The sequence below is a fragment of the Rugamonas aquatica genome, from assembly GCF_009380215.1.
Taxonomy (GTDB): Bacteria; Pseudomonadota; Gammaproteobacteria; order Burkholderiales; family Burkholderiaceae_D; genus Rugamonas; species Rugamonas aquatica_B.
The window spans coordinates 53901-76539 of record NZ_WHUG01000008.1; the positions used below are offsets into that span (position 1 = coordinate 53901).

Below are 22639 nucleotides of genomic sequence, written 5' to 3' on the forward strand. Positions count from 1 at the left end.
AATGATGCAAACAGCAAGAGAAAAGATCCGCGAACTGCGGGCCTTACATGATGACGGTCTACTGAGCTTGCAGGAGTTTGACCGCCGCAAGAATGCCATCCTGGATGCGGAGTACGCGCCGCCGGGAGGCAGCGTCACGGCTGCACCGCCGCCGGTGCGGCAGGGGACGGAGCTGGGGCTGATGTCGGGCCAGGAGATCGGCCCGCAGAACCGCCGCTACCGGCTGGAGCGCCTGATCGGCATGGGTGGCATGGGCCAGGTATGGCAGGCGACCGACCTCGCCACCCACGCGGAGCTGGGTCACAGCGACATGGTGGCGCTGAAGATCCTGCCGCCGCAGCTGACGCAAAGCGCCACCCACGCCAAGCTGCTGATCGAGGAAGCGACGCAGGCGCGCAAGCTGGCGCACGAGAACATCGTCCGTGTCTACGAATGGGCGCAGGATCCGGCCACCTCCAGCTACTTCATCATCATGGAATACCTGGAAGGGCAGGACCTGGACGCCTATCTGGCGGCGCAAGGCCCGCTGCCGATGGAAGCCATCTACCGCCTGCTGACGCCTGTCGGCGACGCGCTTCAATACGCCTGGGACAAGCACAAGCTGGTACACCGCGACATCAAGCCCGGCAATGTGTTCCTGACCCAGCGCGGCGAAATCAAGCTGCTGGACTTCGGCATCGCCTCGCGCGCGCGCAGCGCCGGCAGCAGCCTCGGTTTGCAGACGCCCAACGCAGGCACCGTCGGCTACCGCGCGCCGGAAGCGGGCACGCATCAGCGCCAGCCCGCGCCCAAGCTCGATGTCTACGCCGTCGCGGTGATGATCTACCAGCTGCTGGAAGGCCGCATGCCATTCGACGACATGCGCCCAGCCGACTTCCACCCATCGCCGCCGCAAGGCCTCAACCCGGCACAATGGAAGGTGCTGCAAAATGGCTTCGCCTACGCGCAGGAGCGCCGCCCGGCCTCGGTCAGCGAGCTGCTGGCGGAGCTGCGCCGCGCCGACGGGCCGAGCGAAGAGGAACTGGCCGCGCAAGCCAGGCAGGCGCAGGACCGCGAGCAGCAGCGCCAGTCGGAGCAGGCCGCCCACGCCGCAGCCAAGGCGGCGCAGGCGGAACAGGCGCGCATCGCCGAGATGAAGCGTCAGGCGCTGGCGGCGGAGCAGGCCGCGCGCCGTCAGGCAGAGGCTCAGGCAGCGGTTGCGGAAAAGACCAAGCTGGATCAGCAGCGCCGCCTGCTGGAAGCGAAGCAGCGCGCCGAATCTGAAGCCGCCGCGCAAGCGCGCAAGCAAGCCTTGCGCGAGCAGCTGCAAGCGCGCCGCGACGCCGACGCAAAAAAAGCCCGCGATGAGCGTGAAGAACAGCATCGCAAGGCCGCGCAACTGAAGGCCGAAGCTGCGTATCGCGCCGAGCAGGAGCGCCACCGCAAGCAGCAGGCCGAACGCAACGCGGCGGAACTGGCCGCATTGATGCCCACGCCGGGCAGCCCGGTGGCCGATGCCAACGGCGTATTGCGTGACCGCTTTGTCGACGGCACCGGCGTCGGCCCGGACCTGGTGCTGATACCGACCGGCCGCTTCCAGATGGGCTCCCACGAACACGAACACGCGGCGGCGATCAAGGCCGGCGCGCAAAAGAACTGGCTGGAACGCGAGACGCCGCTGCATTGGGTCGGCATCGAGCACTCGTTTGCGATGGGACGCTTCCCGGTGACGGTGGGCCAGTGGCGGCAGTTCGTGCGCGCCACCGGCTGGGAATCGCAGTCCGACACCGACTGGCGCGCGCCCGGCTTCGCGCAGACCGACGAGCATCCGGTGGTCGGCGTCAGCTGGATGGATGTGCAGTTGTACCTGCGCTGGCTGTCGGAGAAGACCGGCCAGACCTACCGCCTGCCGAGCGAGGCGGAATGGGAGTACGCCTGCCGCGCCGGCACCAAGACCGCGTTCAGCTTCGGCGACACCATCTCCACCGAGCAGGCCAACTACGACGGCCACTACACCTACAACGGCAGCGCACGCGGCGCCTATCTGCAGGCGACCAACAAGGCCGGCACCTTCCAGCCCAACCCCTGGGGGCTGTTCGACATGCACGGCAACGTGTGGGAGTGGACGCAGGATGTGGTGCACGATAACTACGTCGGCGCACCGGCCGACGGCAGCGCATGGGAAGAGGGTGGCGACCAGGTGCGGCGCATCCTGCGCGGCGGCTCGTGGCTGTACAACCCGCGCTATCTGCGCTCGTCGGTGCGCAATGGCTTCTCGGCGGTGCTGGCCAACGACATCGTCGGCTTCCGCGTGGCTCGGAAACTGGTATAGCCGCTGGTATAATGCTGCCTTCTTAAAAATACCAGGACCGTACCATGAGCGCCTTGCCTCCATGCCCCAAATGCCACTCAGAATTCACCTACGAAGACGGCGCCCAGCTGGTGTGCCCGGAGTGCGCCCACGAGTGGAGCGCCACCGCGGCCGAGGCGGCGGAAGAAGGCGCCAAGGTTTATCGCGACTCCGTCGGTAACATCCTGCAGGACGGCGACACCGTCACCGTCATCAAGGATCTGAAACTGAAGGGCGGCGGCGGTACCGTCAAAGTAGGCACCAAGGTCAAGAACATCCGCCTGGTCGACAGCGACCACGATATCGATTGCAAGATCGACGGCTTCGGCGCCATGAGCCTGAAAACCGAATTCGTTAAAAAAGTCGTGTAATCACCCCAGCCGCTCCAGCGCAAAGTCCACGAAGCTGCGGACTTTGGCGCTGGGGCGCGCTTCCGGCCGGCGCAGGATGTGCATGGGCCGCGACGGCAGTTCCCACTTCGGCAGCAGCCGCACCAGTTTCCCCTCTTTCAGCGCAGGCTCCATCAGCAGGTCCGCCTGCATCGCGACACCCATGCCGGCGATGGCGGCCGACACCAGCGAGGCGCCGGTATTGCTGGTGAATGCGCTGCGCACGGCCACCTCGACCTGCTCCCCGCCTTTGCAGAAGCGCCATGCGGCATGCGGGCGCCAATCCGAAAACACCAGGCAGTTGTGCTTCTCCAGATCCGTCGGATGGCGCGGCGTGCCGTGCCGCTTCAGGTAGGCCGGGCTGGCGGCGAGCAGCACGCGCCCCGGCCGCAACGGCCGCGCGATCAAGCCACTGTCCACCAGCGCGCCGGACCGGATCGCGACATCGACGCCTTCCTCGGCCATGTCGATGACGCGGTTAGTCAGTAGTAGATCAAGTTTCACTTGCGGGTACAGCGCCGCGTAGGCGCCGATGACGGGCATCAGCCGCTGTTCGCCATAGGTGGCGGGCGCGGAGACGCGCAGGCTGCCCTGCGGCTCGGCGCGCAGATGTTCGGCCACGCGGTCGGCCGCTTCAACACCGACCAGCACGTCGCGACAGCGTTCCAGGTACACGGCGCCGATCTCCGTCAGCGCCTGCCTGCGCGTGGTGCGCTCGATCAGGCGAGCGCCCAGTTCCAGTTCCAGCGCCTGCACGTGTTTGCCGACCATGACCGGGGAGATGTCCAGCGTCTGCGCCGCGGCGGCGAAGCTGGGCGCGGTGGCGGCGGCCACGAAGACTTGCATGCTGCGGAGTTTATCGCTCATATATTCGAAAGTACTAGTTACGAGTCTGTTAAATTCTAGCTCATTTATGCTTTCGTGGCTTTGAATGACAATGGAGCCTCATTCAACAGCAGGAGGTCATCATGGCAGCATATGCAATCGGTTCGCTCACCTTACTCAACGCAGACTGGGTGCCGGAGTACAGCGCGCACATGCCGGCACTGGCGCAAAAACACGGCGGCAAGCCGCTGGCAAAAGGGGCGCCGGTGATCATCGAAGGTACGCCGGCCGTGCCTGAGACGCAGATCATCATCGAGTTCCCGTCGATGGAACACGCACACGCCTGGTACAACGATCCGGCCCACGCGCCGCTGAAGAAGCTGCGCCAGGGCGGCGCCGAGTTTTCGATGGTGCTGGTGAACGGTCTGTAGACGTTTAGTAGAGGCGAAACCCGGTCAAACGGTGTAGAGTGACGGTTTTGATAATGCCGTTTTCAAGGAACACCGTATGACTATCAAAGTACTGCGCGACCAGTCGCTGCCAATGCGCCATATCGTCCATGTGCGCAACCACATTCTGTCAACCGACGGCTCGGTGGAGGAGGGCGGCAACGACGCCGGCCCTTCGCCGCACGACCTGTACGATGCCGCGCTGAGCGCCTGCAAAGCGCTCACCGTGGTCTGGTACGCGAAGCGCAAGAACATCCCGCTGGAGCATGTGGAAGTGAGCATGGAGCGCGACGCCAGCGAAGAGCGCCAGGGCACCTACCGCCTGGCCGCCACGCTGCACCTGACCGGCGACCTGACCGAGACCCAGCGCGCAGAGCTGCTGTCCGCCGCGCAGAAATGCCCGATCCACAAGCTGATGACCTCCGTGACCACCGAAGTCACCACCGTGCTGGGATAAGATCATGACGATTTCGAATCTGCTCAAGGGCCATGAAAAAGATCTGGGCGGCGGCTTTGTCGTGCGCCGCTACCTGCCGTCCGCCATCAAGCAGGCGGTAGGCCCGTTCATCTTCTTCGACCATTTCGGCCCGGTCGATGTGCCGCTGGACGCCGACCATGATGTGCGTCCGCATCCGCATATCGGCCTGTCCACCGTCACCTATCTGTTCGAAGGCGCGATCGACCATCGCGACAGCATCGGCAGCGTGCAGCGCATCGAACCTGGCGCGATCAACTGGATGACGGCCGGCCGCGGCATCGTCCACTCCGAGCGTACGCCCAAGGATTTGGTCGGCAAGCCGCACCGCACGCACGGCCTGCAACTGTGGGCCGCGCTGCCGGTCGCGCATGAGGAGGACGAGCCGGGCTTCTGCCACACGCCGTCGTCCGATATTCCGGAATTCGATGTCGACGGTGCGCGCGTGCGCGTGCTGGTCGGTTCCGCCTTCGGCAAGACCTCACCGGTGAAGACCTACAGCCAGACGCTGTACCTGGACGTGACGCTGAAGGTCGGCCATGAGCTGGCGCTGAGCGGCCTGCCGGCGGAAGCGGCGATCTATCCGATCAGCGGCGAGCTGTACATCGACGGCGCGCCGCTGGCGCTGCACAGCATGGCGTTGCTCGATACCGCCGGCGCGCAGTTGATCAAGGCCGATGCGGATGCGCAGTTCGTGGTGATCGGCGGCGAGCCGCTGGATGGCCATCGCTTCATGTCGTGGAACTTCGTTTCGTCCAGCAAGGAGCGCATCGTCCAGGCCAGCGAGGATTGGGAAGCGCAGCGTTTCGAGAAGGTGCCGGGAGAGACTGAGTTCATTCCGCTGCCGGCTAAACGGCCGGCCTAAGCACCCAGGTTCAGGCGGTCGACATGGCGTTGGCCGCCACGGTGCTATACAGATCGGTGCCGCTGGTGCGGATGATCCAGTGTTCCGGATACGGATCGCTGGCGAAGCGGTTGTGGCGCGGCACGCGGCTCAGTTTATCGAGCGGCACCGTCGGCGCCAGCGCGGTTTCCTTGCCGGTCAGCTGATCGAGGTGCCAGAAGCCGCCGTCGCGGTGCAGCAGCAGCGGCAGCGCGGCCGCATGCGGCGCGGCGGCAAACGCCTTGAGCGGATAGCCGGGATGCGTTTCCGGCATCAGCAGGTAGAAGCATTCGGCGTTGGCGCCCTGGTCGATGCGGTGCAGGATCACGCCGTGCGGCATGATGGCCGACACCGACAGCACCACGATGCCCTTGATGCTGGCACTCAGTTCTATGCGCATGCCGAGGCGCAGCGCGGTCGGCTTGTGCTTGCCCGGCCAGACGCCGTCCAGCAGCACGCCGTAGCGCGACACGTCTTCAATTTCAAAACCCTGGCCGGCACGGCGTATCACCGCATGGCGGCCGGACAGGCGGCGCGTAAGGCCGTTGGTGTCCTGGCCGTCGGCGCTGTAGTGGGTCAGCAGCACGTCGGATTCGGGATCGACCAGTTCGAAGCGGCCCAACACGCATTCTTCCATCGCGAACAAACGGATCTGGCGCTGGGCGCCGGCTTCCGGCGCGGCGTTGACCAGGCAGGCCGCGCGGCTTGGATGCGGGTGCATGGCGGCGGCCACTGGCATGTCGATTTCGATCAGGTCTTCGTCCCAGGCGATGGTCGAGAAGCCCAGGTCGACCTTGCCGGCCGGTGCGTTCAGGTCCAGATGGGCGATGCCGGCGTTGCGCGCGGTGACATCGATATCGAGGCTGTCGCCGCCTTGCGCGCTGACGCGGGCGATGGAGGCATCGTCCGCCATCACGCGCACGTTCTTGTGCGTGCTGAGGAAGATGCGGTGGATTTCAGTCAGCGTCGCGTCCAGGCGCGGCACCAGGATTACGAAGGTGCACACCCATTTGCGCGACGCCAGTTCGGCGTGTTGGCTCAGCAGGTCGATGCTGATCTGGTACTGGCCGTGTTCCTTGCCGCGGGAGGAAAACTCGACAAACACGGGGCGCCATTCGCCGTTGGTGGCGCGCACGAACTGCTGGCGCGCGGCGCCGTTGGGGATCAGGTCGGACTGCACTTGCAGCGTCAGTTGCGGGGCGCAGGCTTCCGGCATGCCGCGCAATTCCATCTTCAGGGTCTGGCGGCCGCCGGCGGCGCGCGGGTCGAAGCCGCTGATGTGCAACTGCGGGCGCTCGGATTGGGCGCGCTGCAGAGGGCGGGCGTAGGTCGTGGGCGCGTGGGCGGCGCCATTGGCAGGGGCGGCATCCAGCATCGTGCCGGGTACGCCGGAACGGGTGCTGCGCACGGCACTCAGCAGGTCGAAGCTGGAGGGCTCTGCTTGGGCGTGGCCGCCTTCGCAAGTTTGCGCTCCTGGCATGACCCAGTAGGTGCAATGCGGGTGCTGGGCATTACTGCATTTTTTCATGACTAACCGACCGATGGGATACCCGTCAGTTTATGCGGTTTTCACTCTGTTTGGCAATCAAAGGCCCCGGCAATCGACTTATTTTTGACCCACGCTGCATCATTGGGCGGGGACGCAACACCAGGCGCTCGCGTGTTATCAAAAATGCGACGGCATTGATGCGTGAGGCAGTGCCGTTTCGTCAATGTTTTCGCCGTGCGCGGGATCGCGTGCGCGGGCGAAGCGCAGCACGATGGCGCTCAGGTTGTCGATGTGGAGCTCGGGCGGAGGGTGGTCGGCGTAGTCGTTGAAGAGCGCGTCGAGCGCAGCGGCCGCGTGGTCCGGGTGGGCCAGCAGCGCTGGCCAGCGGGCGGTCCATTGCAGCGGCCGGCCACAGGACCAGAAGCCGTCGGTGGCTAGCAGGTAGGTAGCGTCGCTGCGCACGGTCAGCAGGCGGCGGTCGGCCAGGCGGCGCAGGAAGGGCGGCAGGTTGGCGTCGCTCAGCGGCAGCAGGCCGTCGTCCAGCACCTGCGGATTGATGAAGGCGTTGCCGAGGATGTAGGCTTGCGTGATCTGCGCGCGATGTTCGCCGTGCACCTGCTGCCACCATTCCTGCTCGCCGAGCAGGCCGTGCATGGCGAAGGAGGTGGCGGGCACGTGGTCGACCGTCAGCGGATCGGCCGTCTGCGCGGTGATTTCGTACAGCCGCGAATCGCCCACGTGGTACAGCATCGGTGCGGCGCCGGGCGGGATTTCGAGCAGCGTGAGCGTGGTGCCGGGACGGCGGAAGCTGTCGTCGTCGCCCTGGCGGCGGAACTGCTCTTGCAGGCGGGCGTGCAGGGCGTCGAGGCGGGCGCCGAGTTCTTCCAGCGTGGTACACGCGGGGATCAGCAGCAGGCCGGTGGCCACGGCTTCGGCGGCTTCGCGGCCGTGACCGTGGCCGCCCATGCCGTCCAACACGGCCAGGCGCACGTGGCCTCGCGGCCAGTCGGGCAGCGTGACGCTATGGGGGATCTGGTCGCGCAGGAAGGCGGCGCGGCCGGCTGCATCGATGATGAGCAGGTTGTCCTGGTTCTCCGGCACCTGCAGTTTGCTGATGCTGGCGCTGCTGCGCGCGGCCACGTCGAGGGCGGGGCCGAAGTCCAGCGAGTCGGTAATTCTAGTCATCGGTGAGGGCGCCGCAGCGCGGGATGCGAAAGGCCACAGCTTAGCCGAAAATATGCTGGCGTGGGACGGCGCCCCGGCGCGCGCGGGTGTCATTCGCCGCTCCGGCGCAGCCACAGGCTGTTGACCCAGCCGGTGTTCTCGTGGCCGGCCACGCTGGCCTTGATCTGCCACCAGTCGCCGCTGCGCAAGCCGGTCGGCGTCACGATGGCGCCGGCAGGCACGGTGATGAGGCGGGCGGCGTGCACGCCTGCGGCTGTGCGCAGGTTCAGATCGCGGTGAACGGCGAACGGATGGCCTGCGATCAGGCTTGCCGGCGCGGATGCCGATGCGGCGTCCCGCGCCGCCACGGCCGCTGTGATTGCGCGGGCTTCGGCGCGCCGGTCAGGGGCGGCTTGGGCGGCAGTGGACGTGGCGGCGACGGCCGGTGCGTCGTCGCGGTCGTTCTGGCGGGCGTGCGCCGCGTACAGTATCAGGCTGCCGAAACCCCACGCTCCGGCCAGCGAAATGAAGAGCGCGCGCGCGTTCGGACGTCGCCACCACTGGCGCGGCGTCAGATAGGCGGCCAGGAACAGCGTAATCACCAGCCCCGCCGCAAAGGCGCCCGCCGCGTAAAGTTTAGCCGTTTCCATGCAAGCTCCTTCGGTGCTCAGGCGTCGAAACGCAGCACATAATGGCCCGCGACCAGGTGATGGCCATTGGGCAGCAGATAAGGCGCATCATTGCCCGCATCGCCGATGCTGGCGACGAATTCCAGTTTGTCGTCCAGATGGAACAAGGCCTGCGAGGCGCTCAACCGGCCGATCCTGTAGCCCTGCGCCGTCGCTTCGAAACTGAAAGCGTTGCGCGACAGGCCGATGCGGTCGGCGCTGGCGGTGTTGGCGTCGCCGCTGCGCTTGAGGAAGCGCGGCGAATCGAGTAGGCGCAGTGCGGCCAGCATCGGCGAGTTGCGGCCGAAGGTGAAGCGCGCACCGCTCGCGACCGAGGCGCCGACCGGCTGCGCGAGGCAGATCACGGCGCGGTAGCGGTCCGCCATCTGCGGTGCGGCAGCCAGCACGCGGATCGCCTGCGTATCGACCGGCGTGAAAGTGGCCGGCGCGGCGATGCGCTGGCGTCCTTCCGCGGTGCAGGCATACAGTTCGTCGGCAGCGTCGACGACGAAGCTGATCGCCGGCCGGCCATCGCTGCACAAGGCCAGCGCGCGGCTGAAGGGCAGTTCCATCGCCTGCGCGCCGGTGTCGCGGTAGCGGCTCAGGCGCGGCATGGCCAGCGCCACCAGGCTGACGCGCTGTTGCGATACCGGCGCGTAGGTGGCGTCGCTTTCGCCTGCGTTGTTGACCGGCTTGTGGCTGACGGGGATCGCTGTCATGTCCGGCGCGGCGCCAATACCGGCGCGGCTTTGCCAGACGGCCGGCTTGTTGGCGATGGCGGCGCTGGGCGCGGCCTGCACGTCACGCACGGCGGCGGAGACTGGGTTGATGCTGATGGTGTCGGCCGCCGCGCTGGCTTGAGGACGCGGCGCGGCAGCCGAGGTGCGCGCAATCTTGAGCATCAGGCGCGGGCTGCCGCCCGGCGTCTCGCGCAGGGATTTGATGGTGTAGTAGCCGCTGCGCGGATCGAAGCGGCAATCGTAGGCGTCCTTGGGGCGCATCTGCACGACGGGCGGCGCATCCGGGCCGTCGTTGATGATGAGGATGGCGCCGTCCGGGCCGAACGGCCAGCCGCTGGCGACGAAGCTCGCTTCGCCGCCTTCGCCGCCAATCAAGGCCAGTCGCTGGTTGGGATAGATCGGGCAGACCGGGTGCCAGATCGCGCTGTCACGCGACACGCTGACGTTGTAGAGGATCTTCTCGTCCGCCGCCGGCAGGTACACGGCGTGGCCGAACTTGACTTCGATCTCGCCCGGCGCCAGCGACGATGTGCCGGTCACGTCGTAGCGTACCTGGTCGCCGCCCAGCAGATCGCCGAAGTCCTTCTGGTGCAGCGCGGTGAGCGTCTGCGCCAGGTCGCGCGCGCGGGCGCCGCGAGTCAGGTGGTAGTCGTCGTCGACTTCTTCTTGCGGCAGCATCAGCGTGACATGGGAGAAGCAGCGCGTGGCGGCGCGGCCCTTGTGCTCGCGCGGGCTGCGTTCGAGCAGGTCGCGCAGCAGCGGGCGGCGCGAGAACAAGGCCAGGCCGGGCGCCTGCCAGATCGCTTCGGCGTTGAAGACGTCGGGGATGCTGCCCAGGACTTCGTGTTGGACATAGATCGGCATGATTCATTCTCCTTCTAAAGATTGCGCGCTGATGGCACTAAACGCTAGCAGGGGGCAGAGGAAAAACAGCAGGTGGCTGCCGCCGGCCGAGAGAAAACTCATAGGCTGGCCCATGATGGGGAAGATCGCCAGGTTGGTGCCCCACGAGAGCAGGAAGTGGCCCAGCGCGAAGGCGCCCCCGCCGCACAAGGCGAAGTAGCGGAAGCGGCCGGACCATGCGTGGCGGAAGTCGCGTGCCGCTGCGCCGGCCTGGTAGGCGCGGGCGGCCGTGAAGGCGATGCCGGCCAGGAAGGCGGCCTGCGCGACCCACAGCAGCAGGCCGCCGACCAGGCCGTGGCGGTTGAGGAAGAAGGAGGCGGCGAAGTCGTCCTGCACGGCCGGGATCTGCACGGCGCTGCCTGCCGTCATGCCGAGCGAGCGCAGGCCGAGCCAATGGTCGGCGCCCAGCCAGCCGCCGTCGCTGATGGCGCGCGCGCCCAGCAGCAGTTGTTGGCCGGTGTGCGGGTGTTCGGTGGGGTTGAGCCAGACCAGGAAGCGGTCGGCGTAGAAGCCCCAGCGTATCAGGTCGTCCGTGCCGACGCAGCGCAGGTAGACGATGGCGCCGATGGCGGTCAGCACCATGGCGATCAGCGCGCCGCCCAGCTTGCGGTTGCGGGCGGCCAGGGCGTAGGCGAAGGCCATGGCGGTGCTCCATACCAGCAGCAGGATCAGTGGCGAGAAGTCGTCCACCTGCACCAGCGAGAGGCCGAGCAGGGCCAGGAACAGCAGCGCAGGAGCGATCAATTGCAGCCAGCGGGCGCCGTGTTCGGACAGCTTTTGCGGGCCTGCGTGCCAGCTGAAACGCAGGGCCAGGCAGTGCGCGGTGAGGGCGGTCAGGGCGAGCTTTGCCAGTTCCACCGGTTGCAGGTCGAAGACGCCGGTTTCGTCGCCCCACAATACCTGCGCGGCCAGCGCGGCCAGTGCGACTGCGGCGAACAGGGCGAGCAGCCATTCGATGCTGCGTTGCTGGAGGTGGGCGCGGTGTGCGGTCTGACGTTGCGCCCACAGGCGCAGCAGGCCGCCGAGGCCGACGCCTATTGCCAGCATTGCGGCGCTTTTCTGGTAGTAGCGCAGCCAGGACGATTCGGGGGCGCCCAGGCCGAGCTCCAGTTGCGACAGCAGGCCGGCGGCCAGCAGAACCACGCCGGCGGCGGTCAGCAATGTCAGGCGGCCTGGCAGTGCAAGCCATAACAGCAGCGCGCAGGCCGCGAGCAGCATCGAGCAGGCGGCGCTCGGCGGGTGGCCGGCGCGCTGCGATACGAGCGCGATGACGCCGCAGGCCAGCACACCGCCAGCAGCCAGCAGCATCGCCGTTCCGCCATGGCGGAACGCGGAAAACGCGAGGGCGGCGGCCATGCAGGCCATGCTGGCGGCGAGGCCGATCCAGGTGGCTGTCGATTGTCCGCCTTCCCACAGCGTCCGTTGCTGCCATTGCCAGGTTACGCGTTCCGGCAGTTTCAGGTCCGGTGCGCTGAACAGGCTCACGTGGCGGCTTGGGTGCAGCGTCAGTTGGCCGCCGTCTGCGTTCAACTGGAAGCGGGTATGTCCAACCACGATCGCGTTCACGCCGGCCAGCGATGCCTCCTGCTTGCGTAAGTCGATCTGCGATCCTGCACTGTGCACCAGCAGCGCCGCGCGGTCGCCGTCGGGATTGCCGGCCGAGAGTTGCAGCCCGCCGTTGCTGCGCGCAAGCTGCGCTGCGCCGGGCGTCACCTGCGCCAGGCCGAGGCGGTTGTCGCAATACAGATTGCCGCCGAAGGACAGCGGACGGGCTATCGTCAACACACCCGGCATGGCGCGGTTCCATAACGACAGCAGCTTGGCCGCCACGTGCGACTCCGGGCAATTGGCTTGCTGATGGCCGTCGCGATACAGCACCGCGCCGTCATAGCGCCACTCATGACCATCGCGGGCGAAGGTGATGCTGCCGGCATCGGCGGCTCGCACCTCGAACAGCGCACTGTCGATCTGGAAGCGCTGGCCCGCTTGAAGCGCTGTGCTGCCCATGCGCTGTTCGCCGCCGTCGCGCAGCAGTATCACCTGGCGCGTCGCGCTCAGATTGCGCAGCATCCAGCCATCCAGCGCATCGCGGCGCAGCGACAGGTGGTTGCGGTCGGACTGTGGCGCCGCCAGTTCGTGCTGGCCCAGCGCGATCGCTTCGCCCGGCGCCAGTTTGACCGTGATGGCGGCCGGCATCCACGCGGCCGGAGCGCGCAGTAAGGCCAGCGCCTGAAAGCTGCACAGCACTGCCAGCAGAGCAAGCGTGATGGCGAGGCCCGTATTGCGAGCCGCCACGCGAACAATCACTGCGAACAGCTCGCCGAAGCTTCGCCTGTCGAACGCGGCCCGGCGTACTGGAGAACGTACCGCTGGCCGCGCAGCCGGCGCCGTCATGAAAGGCAAGCGCAAAGAGATCCCCATCATACCCCCCCGATGTGACGCCAGCCGTTATCGGCGGTTGGACGGTTCATGCTGTGAACCGGATCGGCGGCGTCGAACGCGCCGCGTTCCGGCTTGACGCCCTGGATCGCATGCAGCATGCGGCTGATCTGGAGCGCGTGTCGTGGGCGTTGCGCCGGATCGGGATGCAGCAAAGCCTTCAGCAGATCGAGCGCCGCATCGCGCACCGGCGCTGGAATCGCGGCCGCGAAACGCGCCGCTTCCTCTGCATGCAGCGCCGTCGGAATTGCGCCGCCGTTCAGGCGACGCAGCAGATCGGCGCCGGCCGTGTGATGTTCGCGATAGGCCTGGCCGCAGTCGCTGCAGAAGCGCAGCGGCAGGCCGCCCGTCACCAGAAAGTAGAACATCGCGCCCATCGAAAAATAGTCGCTGCGCGGGCCGGTGGCGTAGCCGCCGCCGTCGGCCGGGAAAAACTGCTCCGGCGCCTGCCAATTGGCGGTGCCGGCATACGAGTGAACTTGAAGGCTGGCCAACTGGCGGTTGGTGCCGAAATCGGCCAGCTTGACGGTAGCCAGATCCCAATCCAGCAGCACATTGGCCGGCTTCAGGTCCAGGTAGCGCCAACCGTATTGGTGCACCTTGGCCAGCGCCTGATTGATCTGGGCCAGCCAATTGAGGATGCGTGGCAGCGGAATCGTTTCGCCACGGCCTTTCAGGGCGACCATGTGCTTGCCCAGGTCCGTCGCCATCAGTTCCAGCGCCAGGACCGGCAAGCCTTCATGCCAGCCGCTGTCGAGCAGGCGCACGATGTGGCGCTCGTCCCAGGGTTCCAGCGATTGCAGGAAGCCGATTTCGTTGTTGGCGCTGGCGATCCAGCGGTCGCGCTGGGCGGGCAGGGCGCGCTCCATCTGTTCGCGGTTGATGAACTTGACGGCGACATCGCGCGTGGCGGGAGGCCCGCTGGCCCGCCAGATGATGCCGTAGGCCGATCCGCCGATCTGCTCGCGCAGCCGGTAGTGGCCCAGTTCCAAAGCGATGATTGCGTCTGCTGTCGTCATGATTTCCCCTCGGCCCGCGCCGTTGGTCTGGGCTAGCCGGGGGAGGCGGAAAACCGCGCGGAATGAAAAAAGCCCCGCACTGGGCGGGGCTTCTATGCAGACCGGGAGCTTAACGGTCCCAGCGATCGTGATGATGGTGGCGCTCCCAGCGCTCTTCGCGATACTCGCGATAGTAGGGGCGGGCCGGTTCAACATACACCACGCGCGGAGGCGGGGCGTAGTAGCGTGGCGCCGGAGCGTAGTAGACCGGGGCCGGTTCGTAGTACACCGGTGCGGGCTGCGTGTACACACGAGTCTCCACATAACGGCCACTGCGGCCGCCGCGATCGTAGTAGCGGTCATTGGTGCTGATGCTGTTGCCGACCGCCGCGCCAACCAGGCCGCCGACGATGGCGCCATCGCGTCCACCGGCATTGTGGCCGATTGCGGCGCCGACCACAGCACCGGCTACCGTGTTGAAATCACGGTCGCCTGCGTAGGCCGACGACGATACTGCTGCTGCGGCCAGTAACGCGACACCCATCAATTTTTTGCTCAACATGGTAGTTCCCCTTGCTGCGGCCCGGATCGGAATGATTCGTTAGCCAGTAACTGCACTATATAGCCTGGGTAGGAATACACCACGTCTTATACACATGCTTACAAACCGGCCGATCCGGTAATGGCTTGTAACAATTAGCCCTCACCCCCGCTGGGCCTCCCATTCGGGGCGCAGCAGGCTGAAAATCTGCACATCCTGGTATCTGCCGTTGATAAAAAAGCTCTGGCGCAGCGTGCCTTCGGCGCGGAAGCCGCATTTTTGCGCGATCCGGACCGAGGCCGCGTTCTCCGGCGCGGACAGCAGTTCCAGCCGGTGGTATTGATAGGCCTTGAACAAATGGTCGACCAGCAGCCGGCACGCCTCGGTCACATAACCGCGCCCGGCCAGCTTGGCGTCGAACAGGCGGTAGCCGATTTCGCGCGTTGTCGGGGTGCGGCTCTTGAAATGGGTGATGACGCCGACGATGTGGTGCAGGCTGTCCTCGATGACAAACAGCTCGCTGTCGTCGGTGACGAAGCTGTTTTGCGCGAATTCCTTGCGCATCGCTTCCGGCGACTTGAAGTGGGAAGAAAAATGATCGCCGCGCGAGGGCAGGTCGTTGACCAGCGCGATGAACGTGTTCAGGTCGGCCGTCAGCAGGTGACGCACGGTGCAGAGTGAACCCTTGAGCATAGGCGCCTTCGTCGCAAAGTTGAAGTTTCATGGTAGTGCAACGGCCATGACAAATCAACATTGATGACAAGATCTCCACGATAGGTTATCGTTTAGATGGTTTTGGCACTTACCCCTACCATTCTTAGGAAACGCATGAGATCCGTCTTCAAATTCCCGTTGTCCCTGACCGTTCTTGCTGGCGCGCTGCTGAGCGCCGGCGCCATCGCCGCGCCGGCCAACGACCCGGCCACGCTGGCGAAGATCCGCGACAGCGCGATGAAGGACGACTGGGCCTACGAGCGTCTGGCCGACCTGACCGATCTGGTGGGACCGCGCCTTTCCGGCTCCCCGGGCGCCGCTGCGGCGGTGGAGCAGGTGGCCGCCGCCATGCGCAAGCTGGGCGCCAAGGTGACGCTGCAGCCGGTCAAGGTGCCGCACTGGGTGCGCGGCGTGGAGACGGCGGAACTGGTCGATTACAACGGCCGCCCGGCCGGCATCACGCAGAAGGTCGTGCTGACGGCGCTGGGCGGTTCGGGCGCCACGCCCGCCGCCGGCCTGACCGCGCCGGTGCTGGTGGTGCGCAGTCTCGATGAACTGAAAGCCAAAGCGGCCCAGGTGAAAGGCAGCATCGTGTTGATGGATGTGCCGTTCGACCAGGAGCTGGCCGACCGTGGCCATGCCGGCCAGGCCTATGGCCCCGGCGCAGGCTTCCGTTACATCGGTCCGAAGATGGCGGCTGAATTGGGTGCGGCGGCAGCGCTGGTGCGCTCGGTCGGCGGCGCCAACTACCGCATTCCACATACCGGCGTCACCGGCCTGACCGACGCCGCGCGCATCCCGGCCGCCGCCATCACCACCGAAGACGTGCTGCTGCTGGACCGCCTGCTGGCGCGCGGCCCGGTCAAGATGCACCTGACGCTGACCCCGCAGAACCTGCCCGACGCCGACAGCTTCAACGTCATCGCCGACTGGCCGGGCACCGACAAGGCCGACGAAGTGGTGATCGTCTCCGGCCATCTGGATTCGTGGGATCTGGCCACCGGCGCCAACGACGACGGCACCGGCGTGGCCGGCGCCATGGGCGTCATCGAGACGCTGAAAAAACTGGACCTGCATCCGCGCCGCACCATCCGCGTGATCGCCTGGATGAACGAGGAGAACGGCACCCGTGGTGGCAAGGCTTACTTTGACGCGAACAAGGACAAGCTGGATAAACACTTCGCCGCCATCGAGTCGGACAGCGGCGGTGGCCGTCCGTTCGGCTTCATCGGCAGCGTGACGCCGCCGATGGTGAAGTACTTCGCGCCGCTGAAGGATGCGCTGGCGCCGATCGGCGCGGGCCTGTTCGAGCGCCGCGACATCGCCGGCGCGGCCGATACCGGCCCGCTGGAGCGCGCGGGCGTGCCGGTGTTCGAGCCGATGGTCGATACCTCGGCCTACTTCAACTACCACCACACGCCGGCCGATACGCTGGACAAGGTCAGCACGCTGGAGCTGAAGCGCCACGTCGCCGTGATGACTTCGTTGAGCTGGTTCCTTGCGAATATGGAACAGCCGATCGGCCGCACCGCCCATCAGGACGCCGAGGAAGACTGACCGGCAGAGGCCGAGGCCGCGCGCATCCGTGCGCGGCGCGGCTGTTCGTCGTGATAGTCTGCTTACTTAACAAGGAGACCGTCATGGACAAGATTCACTACAAAGGCTGGGAGATCGTGCCCACCGCGCTGCCGACCACGGATCGCCGCTGGACCGCCAGTTGCGACATCGAGCGCGCCGGCGCGGACGGCGTGGAGGTGTTCGAAGGCGCGACCATGCAGTTCGTGCGCGACACCGAAGACGAAGCCATCGCCGCCGCCTGCGACGAGGCGATACGACAGATCGACAACATCATCGCCAACCCGCTGGTGCGGCTGGCCTGAGCTTGCGTTCCCGGGCGGCAGATTGCCGTCATCTGGCGAATTTGCTAGTATGCAAGTCAGATGAAATCACGCCGCTATCCCGAACAAATCGCCTTGCTGCCGTATATCGGCAAATGGACCTTCATCGCGGGTCTGATTGCGCTGCTGAGCGGCACCGCCTCCGCCTTCTTCCTGTTCTCCCTGGACCGCGCGACCGGCTGGCGCCAGGCGCACCCGTGGATCATCTGGCTGCTGCCGCTGGCCGGCTTCGCGGTCGGCTGGGTGTACCTGAAGCTGGGTAGCAGCGTCGAAGCGGGCAACAATCTGCTGATCGACGAAATCCACGATCCCAAGAGCGTCGTCCCGCTGCGCATGGCGCCGCTGGTGTTGATCGGCACCGTGATCTCGCATTTGTTCGGCGCCTCGGTCGGCCGTGAAGGCACCGCCGTGCAGATGGGCGGCACCCTGGCCGACCAGCTCACCCACGTATTCCTCCTGCGCCACGCCGAGCGGCGCATCCTGCTCATGGCCGGCATCAGCGCCGGTTTCGCCTCCGTGTTCGGCACGCCGCTGGCCGGCGCCATCTTCGGCCTGGAAGTGCTGGCCATCGGCCGCCTGCGTTACGACGCGATCTATCCCTGCATGGTGGCCGCCATTGTCGCCGACCAGGTGGGCATGGCGTGGGGCGTGCACCACACTCACTACGCGATGAACGGCATCGCGGCGATCGGATTCTGGAGCTTGGCCGCCGTGCTGGTTGGCGGTATCGTGTTCGGCCTGACCGGCATGCTGTTCGCCAAAGCCACCCACACCGCATCGGCCTTCATGAAACGGCACGTGGCGTATGCGCCGTTGCGTCCACTGATCGGTGGCGTGGTGGTGGCGCTGGCTGTGTGGCTGGTGGGGACGCGCTACATCGGCCTCGGTATTCCGGTGATCGTCGAAGCGTTCCAGCAGCCGCTGGCGCCGTGGGATTTTTTCGGCAAGTTCGCCTTCACCGTGGCCTCCCTGGGCAGCGGCTTCAAGGGCGGCGAGGTGACGCCGCTGTTCTACATCGGCGCGACGCTGGGCAACGCGCTGGCTCCGCTGCTGCATCTGCCGTTCCCCATGCTGGCGGGGCTGGGCTTCGTCGCCGTGTTCGCGGGCGCGGCCAACACGCCGTTGGCCTCGACCATCATGGCGATCGAATTATTCGGTCCACAGATCGGACCTTTTGCGGCGTTGGCCTGTGTGGTGGCTTATCTGTTCTCCGGCCACGCCGGCATCTACCGCGCGCAGAAGGTCGGCATGCTCAAGCACCGCCTGCCGCCGGTGGCGCGCGATCGCAAGCCGCCTGCATGACGTGACAAACCGCGCATTTTGAGGGGCACGCCGCGAGGTATAGTTGCCCCTTTTTTTGGAGCGGTGCATGAGAAGAATACTGGCGGGCTTGATGGCAGCGGCGGCATGGTCGGCGCAGGCGCAGATAGCGATACCCACGATCACACCGACACCGCCAGGACCTGCGCCGCAATCGCTGGTGTTGTCCAATACCGCGCCGCCGCCGTTCCAGGTGCGGCGCCGCATATTCAACGCTGTGGTGCAGGGCTTCTCGCGCAATGATGCAGCGGCGCGGCCGGCACTCGATAAAATTCTGGCCGATTTTCAAAGCACGCCGTTCCGCTACACACCGCTGGAATCGCTGGAGATACTTGGCGCCGTTTATTTGCCAGCGCAGGGTGCGGAACAAATCCTTCCCATGATCGCCGCCGAGCAGGTGCTGGGCTGGTATGACGCGCTGCGCTATGCATCCGAATCGGGGCGCGTTGAGATCATCAACAATGAGGGCTTCTTCAAGATGCCGCTGGTGGTGGCCGGTCCGCCGGCCAGCGCCAAGGCGGTCAAGTATCTGGAAGAGCATCCGGCCGAGGTCCGGCAGGCGCTGGCCCGCGCATTTGCAGTGGCGGACCAGTTCCGTGAAACGCAAAACTACGACCGCCATTGGCCCGCCTACTATGGCCTTGAGCGCACGACCTGCCTTCAGGACCACAGCCGGTGCGCGCCGCTGCCGCAACTCGATAGTGCAAAATGGGACCAGGCCTGGGCCGAGGCCAGGCACCGCGTGGCTGCCTACTATCAGCTCGACAAACCGGTAGCTGCGGCGCCTACGGCTGCTCGTCCCGCGCCAAATCGGTAGGCGCGACGGCCGGCGCCGGATGCCATTGCTCTTTCGGGATCACATGCGGCGCGGCCGGCTCCTGCGTGAAGTGCGGCGACGTGATCTGCACACCGAACTCATTGAACACATCGACGATGTGCTGATGCAGCTGGTTCAGCACCTCCGCGCGGCGGCGCGGCGTCTCCACGGTGGCATAGGCCACCAGACGGTATTCGACGTAGAAATCCGATAGCCCGATCTGCATCACGTAAGGCTTGGGCGTGGCGGCGATGTCCTCGGTACGCGTGGCGGCCAGCTCCAGCATCGCGTGCACCTGGCGCCATGGCGTGTCGTAGCCGATGGTGACGGTGGTGTCGAGCACATAGCCGGTGCCGGCGTGGGCGCGTGAATAGTTCTTGGTGGTGTTGGACAGCACCCAGGCATTGGGCATGGTGATCTCCTCACCGAGGCCGGTGCGCAGGCGGGTTTCGAACATGCCCAGTTCGACCACCGTGCCTTCCGATTCGCCGATGCGTACGTATTCGCCTTTGCGCAGGGAGCGTGCGTACATCAGTATCAAACCGCTGGCGCCTTGGCCGACTATGCTCGACGCGCCGATCGACACCATCAGGCCCACCAGCACGGACACGCCCTGGAACGCCGCTGTGTGCGCGCCGGGCAGGTAAGGGTAGGCCATCGCCAGCGCGAACAGCCAGACCACGACGTTGAAGATGCGGCGCGTGGGCGTGGCGGTATCGCGGTCCAGCCAGGCGATTTGCAGTTCGCCGCTTTCCACGCGCTGGAAGACCGAGCCTGCCGTCAGCATCACCAGCCGCGCGATGGCGGCGATGACGCCCACCAGCACCAGGCCGGGCAGCGCTTCGATGACGCCTTGGGCGACGCCGGTGACGACGTCGATCAGGTAGTCCTGCAGGCGCTCGCCCCAGCTGCGCGAGTAGGGAATTTTGCCGAGTACGAAGGCCAGCCACAGATAGGTCGCCATCAGGCGCAGACCCCAGATCAGCAGGTTGACCAGTTGGCGCATGAAGGCCACGTAATGTTCGGCGTCGAGTACGCGCACGTTTTTCAGTTTGACCTGGCCGAGGCGGCGGCTGATGGCCTGCGTGGAGCGCTTGCCCACCCAGCGGTGCATCAGGCGCAGGCCGTGCAGAATCAGGCCGTATGCCAAGGTGGCCGCCGCGCACAGCGCCGCCGCGATCAGCAGATAGCGCGGGCTGGCCTGTTCGCGGCGCTCCAGCAAAGCCTTGCCGAGCGTCGCGGCGCTTTCGTTGGCGACGCTGTCGGTGGTATCGCCGGCCAGCGGGTTGATGTCGGCCGGCGTGACGAGGAACAGCAGGACGCCGTCCAACATCACCTGCGTGCCTTCGCTGATCGGATGCACGCCCGGTTGCTGTGCGCCGTTGCGGGCCAGTGCTGCTTCCAGGCGTTTGTGCGCGCCGCCGGCGCGGTCTTCGGGCGGATAGCCGGCTAGCGCGGAGCGGAACACGAAGATGGTGCGGTTGGCGAAGACCAGCTTGGCCGCAGTGGGCGCGGCGGATTGCGGGGCGGGGAGGGTGGTGGTGTCGGCGGCGGATGCGAGGCCGCTGAACAATATCAAGAGCATCGCGAAGAGCAGGCGGCGCAGAACGGACATGGCTTTCCTTGTGGCGTAGATATTAGCAATGATGCCATGTTATCGGATTCGACAGTTGCCGGTATGGCAGTTATGAACGGTTCGTGGCATAATCACGGGCTCTGTCGCTCCGATGGTGAAATTGGTAGACACTGGAGACTTAAAATCTCCCGCCGCAAGGCGTGCCGGTTCGATTCCGGCTCGGAGCACCATTACCTCATCCGCAGACGTCCGCGCGCGTCACGGTTTTTCTCCTTCTCATAGGAGAAATCTCAAATCTGAGTCCACCAAAAGCTGCTGAGGTCTGTTGACAGCTCGCGGTTTTGGAGGCATTTTAGGGGGCAGTTTTTGGGATGCCCCCTTAAAATGCCCCCATAATGCCGATCCCCGTCGTACCGTTGAGCGATACCCAGATCCGGAAAGCCAAGCCCCGGGAGCGGACTTACAAGCTCTTCGATGGTGGCGGGCTCTACCTTGAAGTCATCCCCTCCGGTTCCAAATTGTGGCGCATGAAGTTTCGTCAGGCGTCGGGCAAGGAAAGCCGGCTCTCGTTCGGACCATATCCGGAAGTGTCGCTTAGTGAGGCGCGTGCTCGCCGCGACGAGGCGCGCGCACTTCAACGGAGTGGCAAAGATCCAGCGCAAGCGCGTCGCAGCGCCAAGGCCGTGCGACAGATGGCGGCGTCCAACACTTTCGAGGTGGTGGCCCTTCTGTGGCTCGAAAAGACCAAGGCCGAACGAGCCGAGGGCACACGGCGAAAAATCTTCAACTGGCTGCGCAAGGATATCTTCCCTGTCATCGGCGCGATGCCGATCGCGGAGATCCGGCCACGCCAGGTTCTCGCCGCGCTGAGGCACATCGAGGATCGCGGCGCGTTGGAGACGGCCCATAACGTCAAGCGCGCGGTGGGGCAGGTCTTTCGCTTTGCCGTGGCCTGTGAGCTCGCAGAGCGCGATGTAACGCGCGATCTGGGCGACGCCTTGGCGTCCGTGCCAGAGGGGCATTACGCGGCCATCACGGAGCCTGAAAAGGTCGGCGCACTGTTGCGAGCCATCTACGGATACGAAGGGCATCCATACACCATGGCTGCGCTGAAGATCTCACCGATGCTATTCCAGCGCCCTGGCATGATCCGCGCGATGGAGTGGTCGGAGCTCGATCTTGTTAAAGGCGAGTGGCGCGTACCTGGCGTCAAGATGAAAATGGAGAATGACCATATCGTGCCGCTTCCTAAGCAGGCGGTCGACATACTGCGACAGATGCATCGATTGAGCGGGGAGGGCAGGTATGTGTTCCCAGGTATGCGCACTCATGACCGCTGTATGAGCGAGAACACCATCAACGCCGCCTTGCGCAGTATGGGCTACAGCAAAGAGGTGATGACAGCACACGGCTTCCGCGCGATGGCGCGTACGATCATGGACGAAGTTCTTGGCGAGCGCGTTGACCTGATCGAGCACCAGCTAGCGCATCGCGTCAAAGACCCGAATGGCCGTGCCTACAACCGGACCGCTCATTTGCCGGCACGACGAGAGATGATGCAGCGCTGGGCCGACTATCTTGACGGACTGCGCGCAATGCAAAATAGCCTCGACTACAAATAATCGAAGATAGTTTTATCTAAGTGATGCCGCCACGAGCCGGATGGCGCACAATATGTTTTTCGTCGCGAAGGATCGCCCTTCGCGCATCTTGGCATCGCGCCAGGCGTAGCGCTCGTCACGCGCCCTTAGTCCCCACATTCGTTTTTAGATTGGCTTCGCCTTTGAGCGAACCTGCGATCAGCCTGGATTGGCTGCATCCTTATTGCGCATCCTTCCCCAGAGGGCGATGCGCGTCACATCGTGCGCATTCACGCACCGTCCCCACCGCACGCGGCGATCTGCCGCCGCGTGCATGTCGAAGCGCCGCCCTAGTCCGCGGCGCAAACCGCGCGTCGTTACTGGCGGCCTGCTGCCAGTGACGACGCGCTAGCAACCAAGCGCTATATGGGCTCCGCCGCTG

General features: G+C 65.6%; 20 protein-coding genes and 1 tRNA gene. 11 read left to right on the forward strand and 10 right to left on the reverse strand.

Features of this window, described 5'->3' with window-relative positions; translation table 11 throughout:
• Position 1 precedes the first annotated feature (1 nt).
• Both GEV02_RS19430 and GEV02_RS19435 read left to right on the forward strand, forming a co-directional pair.
• The gene (locus GEV02_RS19430; protein WP_152839536.1) at positions 2-2311 is read left to right on the forward strand and encodes an SUMF1/EgtB/PvdO family nonheme iron enzyme; all 2310 of its coding nucleotides are present in this window, start codon (positions 2-4) and stop codon (positions 2309-2311) included.
• A 44-nt stretch (positions 2312-2355) separates the two neighbouring features.
• Positions 2356-2700 (forward strand): zinc ribbon domain-containing protein YjdM, encoded by a 345-nt coding sequence (locus GEV02_RS19435; protein WP_152839537.1) that lies wholly within the window; start codon positions 2356-2358, stop codon positions 2698-2700.
• Here the strand turns inward: GEV02_RS19435 and GEV02_RS19440 are convergent, their stop codons facing one another.
• The gene (locus tag GEV02_RS19440) at positions 2701-3585 is read right to left on the reverse strand and encodes a LysR substrate-binding domain-containing protein (protein ID WP_152839538.1); all 885 of its coding nucleotides are present in this window, start codon (positions 3583-3585) and stop codon (positions 2701-2703) included. It abuts the gene before it with no gap.
• A gap of 101 nt (positions 3586-3686) precedes the next feature.
• Here GEV02_RS19440 and GEV02_RS19445 point away from each other — a divergent pair, with 101 nt between their 5' ends.
• The 3 genes from GEV02_RS19445 (at position 3687) to GEV02_RS19455 (ending at position 5332) form a co-directional block, all read left to right on the forward strand.
• Positions 3687-3974: a DUF1330 domain-containing protein gene (locus GEV02_RS19445; protein WP_152839539.1), complete on the forward strand. Its 288-nt coding sequence runs from the start codon at positions 3687-3689 to the stop codon at positions 3972-3974.
• Between the two features lie 76 nt (positions 3975-4050).
• Positions 4051-4449 (forward strand): OsmC family protein, encoded by a 399-nt coding sequence (locus tag GEV02_RS19450; RefSeq protein ID WP_008447752.1) that lies wholly within the window; start codon positions 4051-4053, stop codon positions 4447-4449.
• 4 nt (positions 4450-4453) lie between these two features.
• On the forward strand, positions 4454-5332 hold the full coding sequence (locus GEV02_RS19455) for a pirin family protein (RefSeq protein ID WP_152839540.1): 879 nt from the start codon (positions 4454-4456) through the stop codon (positions 5330-5332).
• A gap of 10 nt (positions 5333-5342) precedes the next feature.
• Here the strand turns inward: GEV02_RS19455 and GEV02_RS19460 are convergent, their stop codons facing one another.
• The 8 genes from GEV02_RS19460 to GEV02_RS19495 form a co-directional block, all read right to left on the reverse strand.
• A complete protein-coding gene (locus tag GEV02_RS19460; RefSeq protein ID WP_152839541.1) occupies positions 5343-6878 on the reverse strand; it encodes an FHA domain-containing protein in 1536 nt (511 codons plus the stop codon).
• 138 nt (positions 6879-7016) lie between these two features.
• On the reverse strand, positions 7017-8024 hold the full coding sequence (locus GEV02_RS19465) for a PP2C family protein-serine/threonine phosphatase (RefSeq protein ID WP_152839542.1): 1008 nt from the start codon (positions 8022-8024) through the stop codon (positions 7017-7019).
• A gap of 89 nt (positions 8025-8113) precedes the next feature.
• Positions 8114-8653 (reverse strand): SH3 domain-containing protein, encoded by a 540-nt coding sequence (locus tag GEV02_RS19470; protein WP_152839543.1) that lies wholly within the window; start codon positions 8651-8653, stop codon positions 8114-8116.
• A 17-nt stretch (positions 8654-8670) separates the two neighbouring features.
• Positions 8671-10275 (reverse strand): hypothetical protein, encoded by a 1605-nt coding sequence (locus tag GEV02_RS19475; protein WP_152839544.1) that lies wholly within the window; start codon positions 10273-10275, stop codon positions 8671-8673.
• A 3-nt stretch (positions 10276-10278) separates the two neighbouring features.
• Entirely contained in the window at positions 10279-12609 is a 2331-nt protein-coding gene (locus tag GEV02_RS19480; RefSeq protein WP_328595865.1) for an FtsW/RodA/SpoVE family cell cycle protein, read from the reverse strand.
• Positions 12610-12734: 125 nt separating this feature from the next.
• On the reverse strand, positions 12735-13772 hold the full coding sequence (locus GEV02_RS19485) for a protein kinase domain-containing protein (protein ID WP_152839545.1): 1038 nt from the start codon (positions 13770-13772) through the stop codon (positions 12735-12737).
• Between the two features lie 109 nt (positions 13773-13881).
• Entirely contained in the window at positions 13882-14313 is a 432-nt protein-coding gene (locus GEV02_RS19490) for a glycine zipper 2TM domain-containing protein (protein WP_152839546.1), read from the reverse strand.
• Between the two features lie 141 nt (positions 14314-14454).
• The gene (locus GEV02_RS19495; RefSeq protein ID WP_152839547.1) at positions 14455-14985 is read right to left on the reverse strand and encodes a GNAT family N-acetyltransferase; all 531 of its coding nucleotides are present in this window, start codon (positions 14983-14985) and stop codon (positions 14455-14457) included.
• Between the two features lie 135 nt (positions 14986-15120).
• Here GEV02_RS19495 and GEV02_RS19500 point away from each other — a divergent pair, with 135 nt between their 5' ends.
• The 4 genes from GEV02_RS19500 to GEV02_RS19515 all read left to right on the forward strand — a co-directional run bounded on the left by GEV02_RS19500 (position 15121) and on the right by GEV02_RS19515 (position 19041).
• Complete coding sequence (locus tag GEV02_RS19500; RefSeq protein ID WP_152839548.1) at positions 15121-16563, forward strand: M20/M25/M40 family metallo-hydrolase; 1443 nt, start codon at positions 15121-15123, stop codon at positions 16561-16563.
• Between the two features lie 83 nt (positions 16564-16646).
• Positions 16647-16886 carry a DUF6566 family protein gene (locus GEV02_RS19505; RefSeq protein WP_070272096.1) on the forward strand — a complete coding sequence of 80 codons (240 nt, stop codon included), beginning with the start codon at positions 16647-16649 and terminating at the stop codon, positions 16884-16886.
• A 60-nt stretch (positions 16887-16946) separates the two neighbouring features.
• Positions 16947-18206: a voltage-gated chloride channel family protein gene (locus GEV02_RS19510; RefSeq protein WP_152839549.1), complete on the forward strand. Its 1260-nt coding sequence runs from the start codon at positions 16947-16949 to the stop codon at positions 18204-18206.
• 67 nt (positions 18207-18273) lie between these two features.
• On the forward strand, positions 18274-19041 hold the full coding sequence (locus GEV02_RS19515) for a hypothetical protein (RefSeq protein ID WP_152839550.1): 768 nt from the start codon (positions 18274-18276) through the stop codon (positions 19039-19041).
• On the opposite strand, the gene GEV02_RS19520 is transcribed toward GEV02_RS19515, so the two are convergent.
• Positions 19010-20656, reverse strand: a complete 1647-nt coding sequence (locus GEV02_RS19520) for a mechanosensitive ion channel family protein (protein ID WP_152839551.1) — start codon at positions 20654-20656, stop codon at positions 19010-19012. The two genes, GEV02_RS19515 and GEV02_RS19520, sit on opposite strands and share 32 nt — an antisense overlap.
• A gap of 106 nt (positions 20657-20762) precedes the next feature.
• On the opposite strand from GEV02_RS19520, the gene GEV02_RS19525 reads away from it, so the two are divergent.
• Positions 20763-20847 (forward strand) — tRNA-Leu (locus tag GEV02_RS19525).
• Between the two features lie 165 nt (positions 20848-21012).
• The gene (locus GEV02_RS19530; RefSeq protein WP_152839552.1) at positions 21013-22239 is read left to right on the forward strand and encodes a tyrosine-type recombinase/integrase; all 1227 of its coding nucleotides are present in this window, start codon (positions 21013-21015) and stop codon (positions 22237-22239) included.
• Positions 22240-22639: the final 400 nt, after the last annotated feature.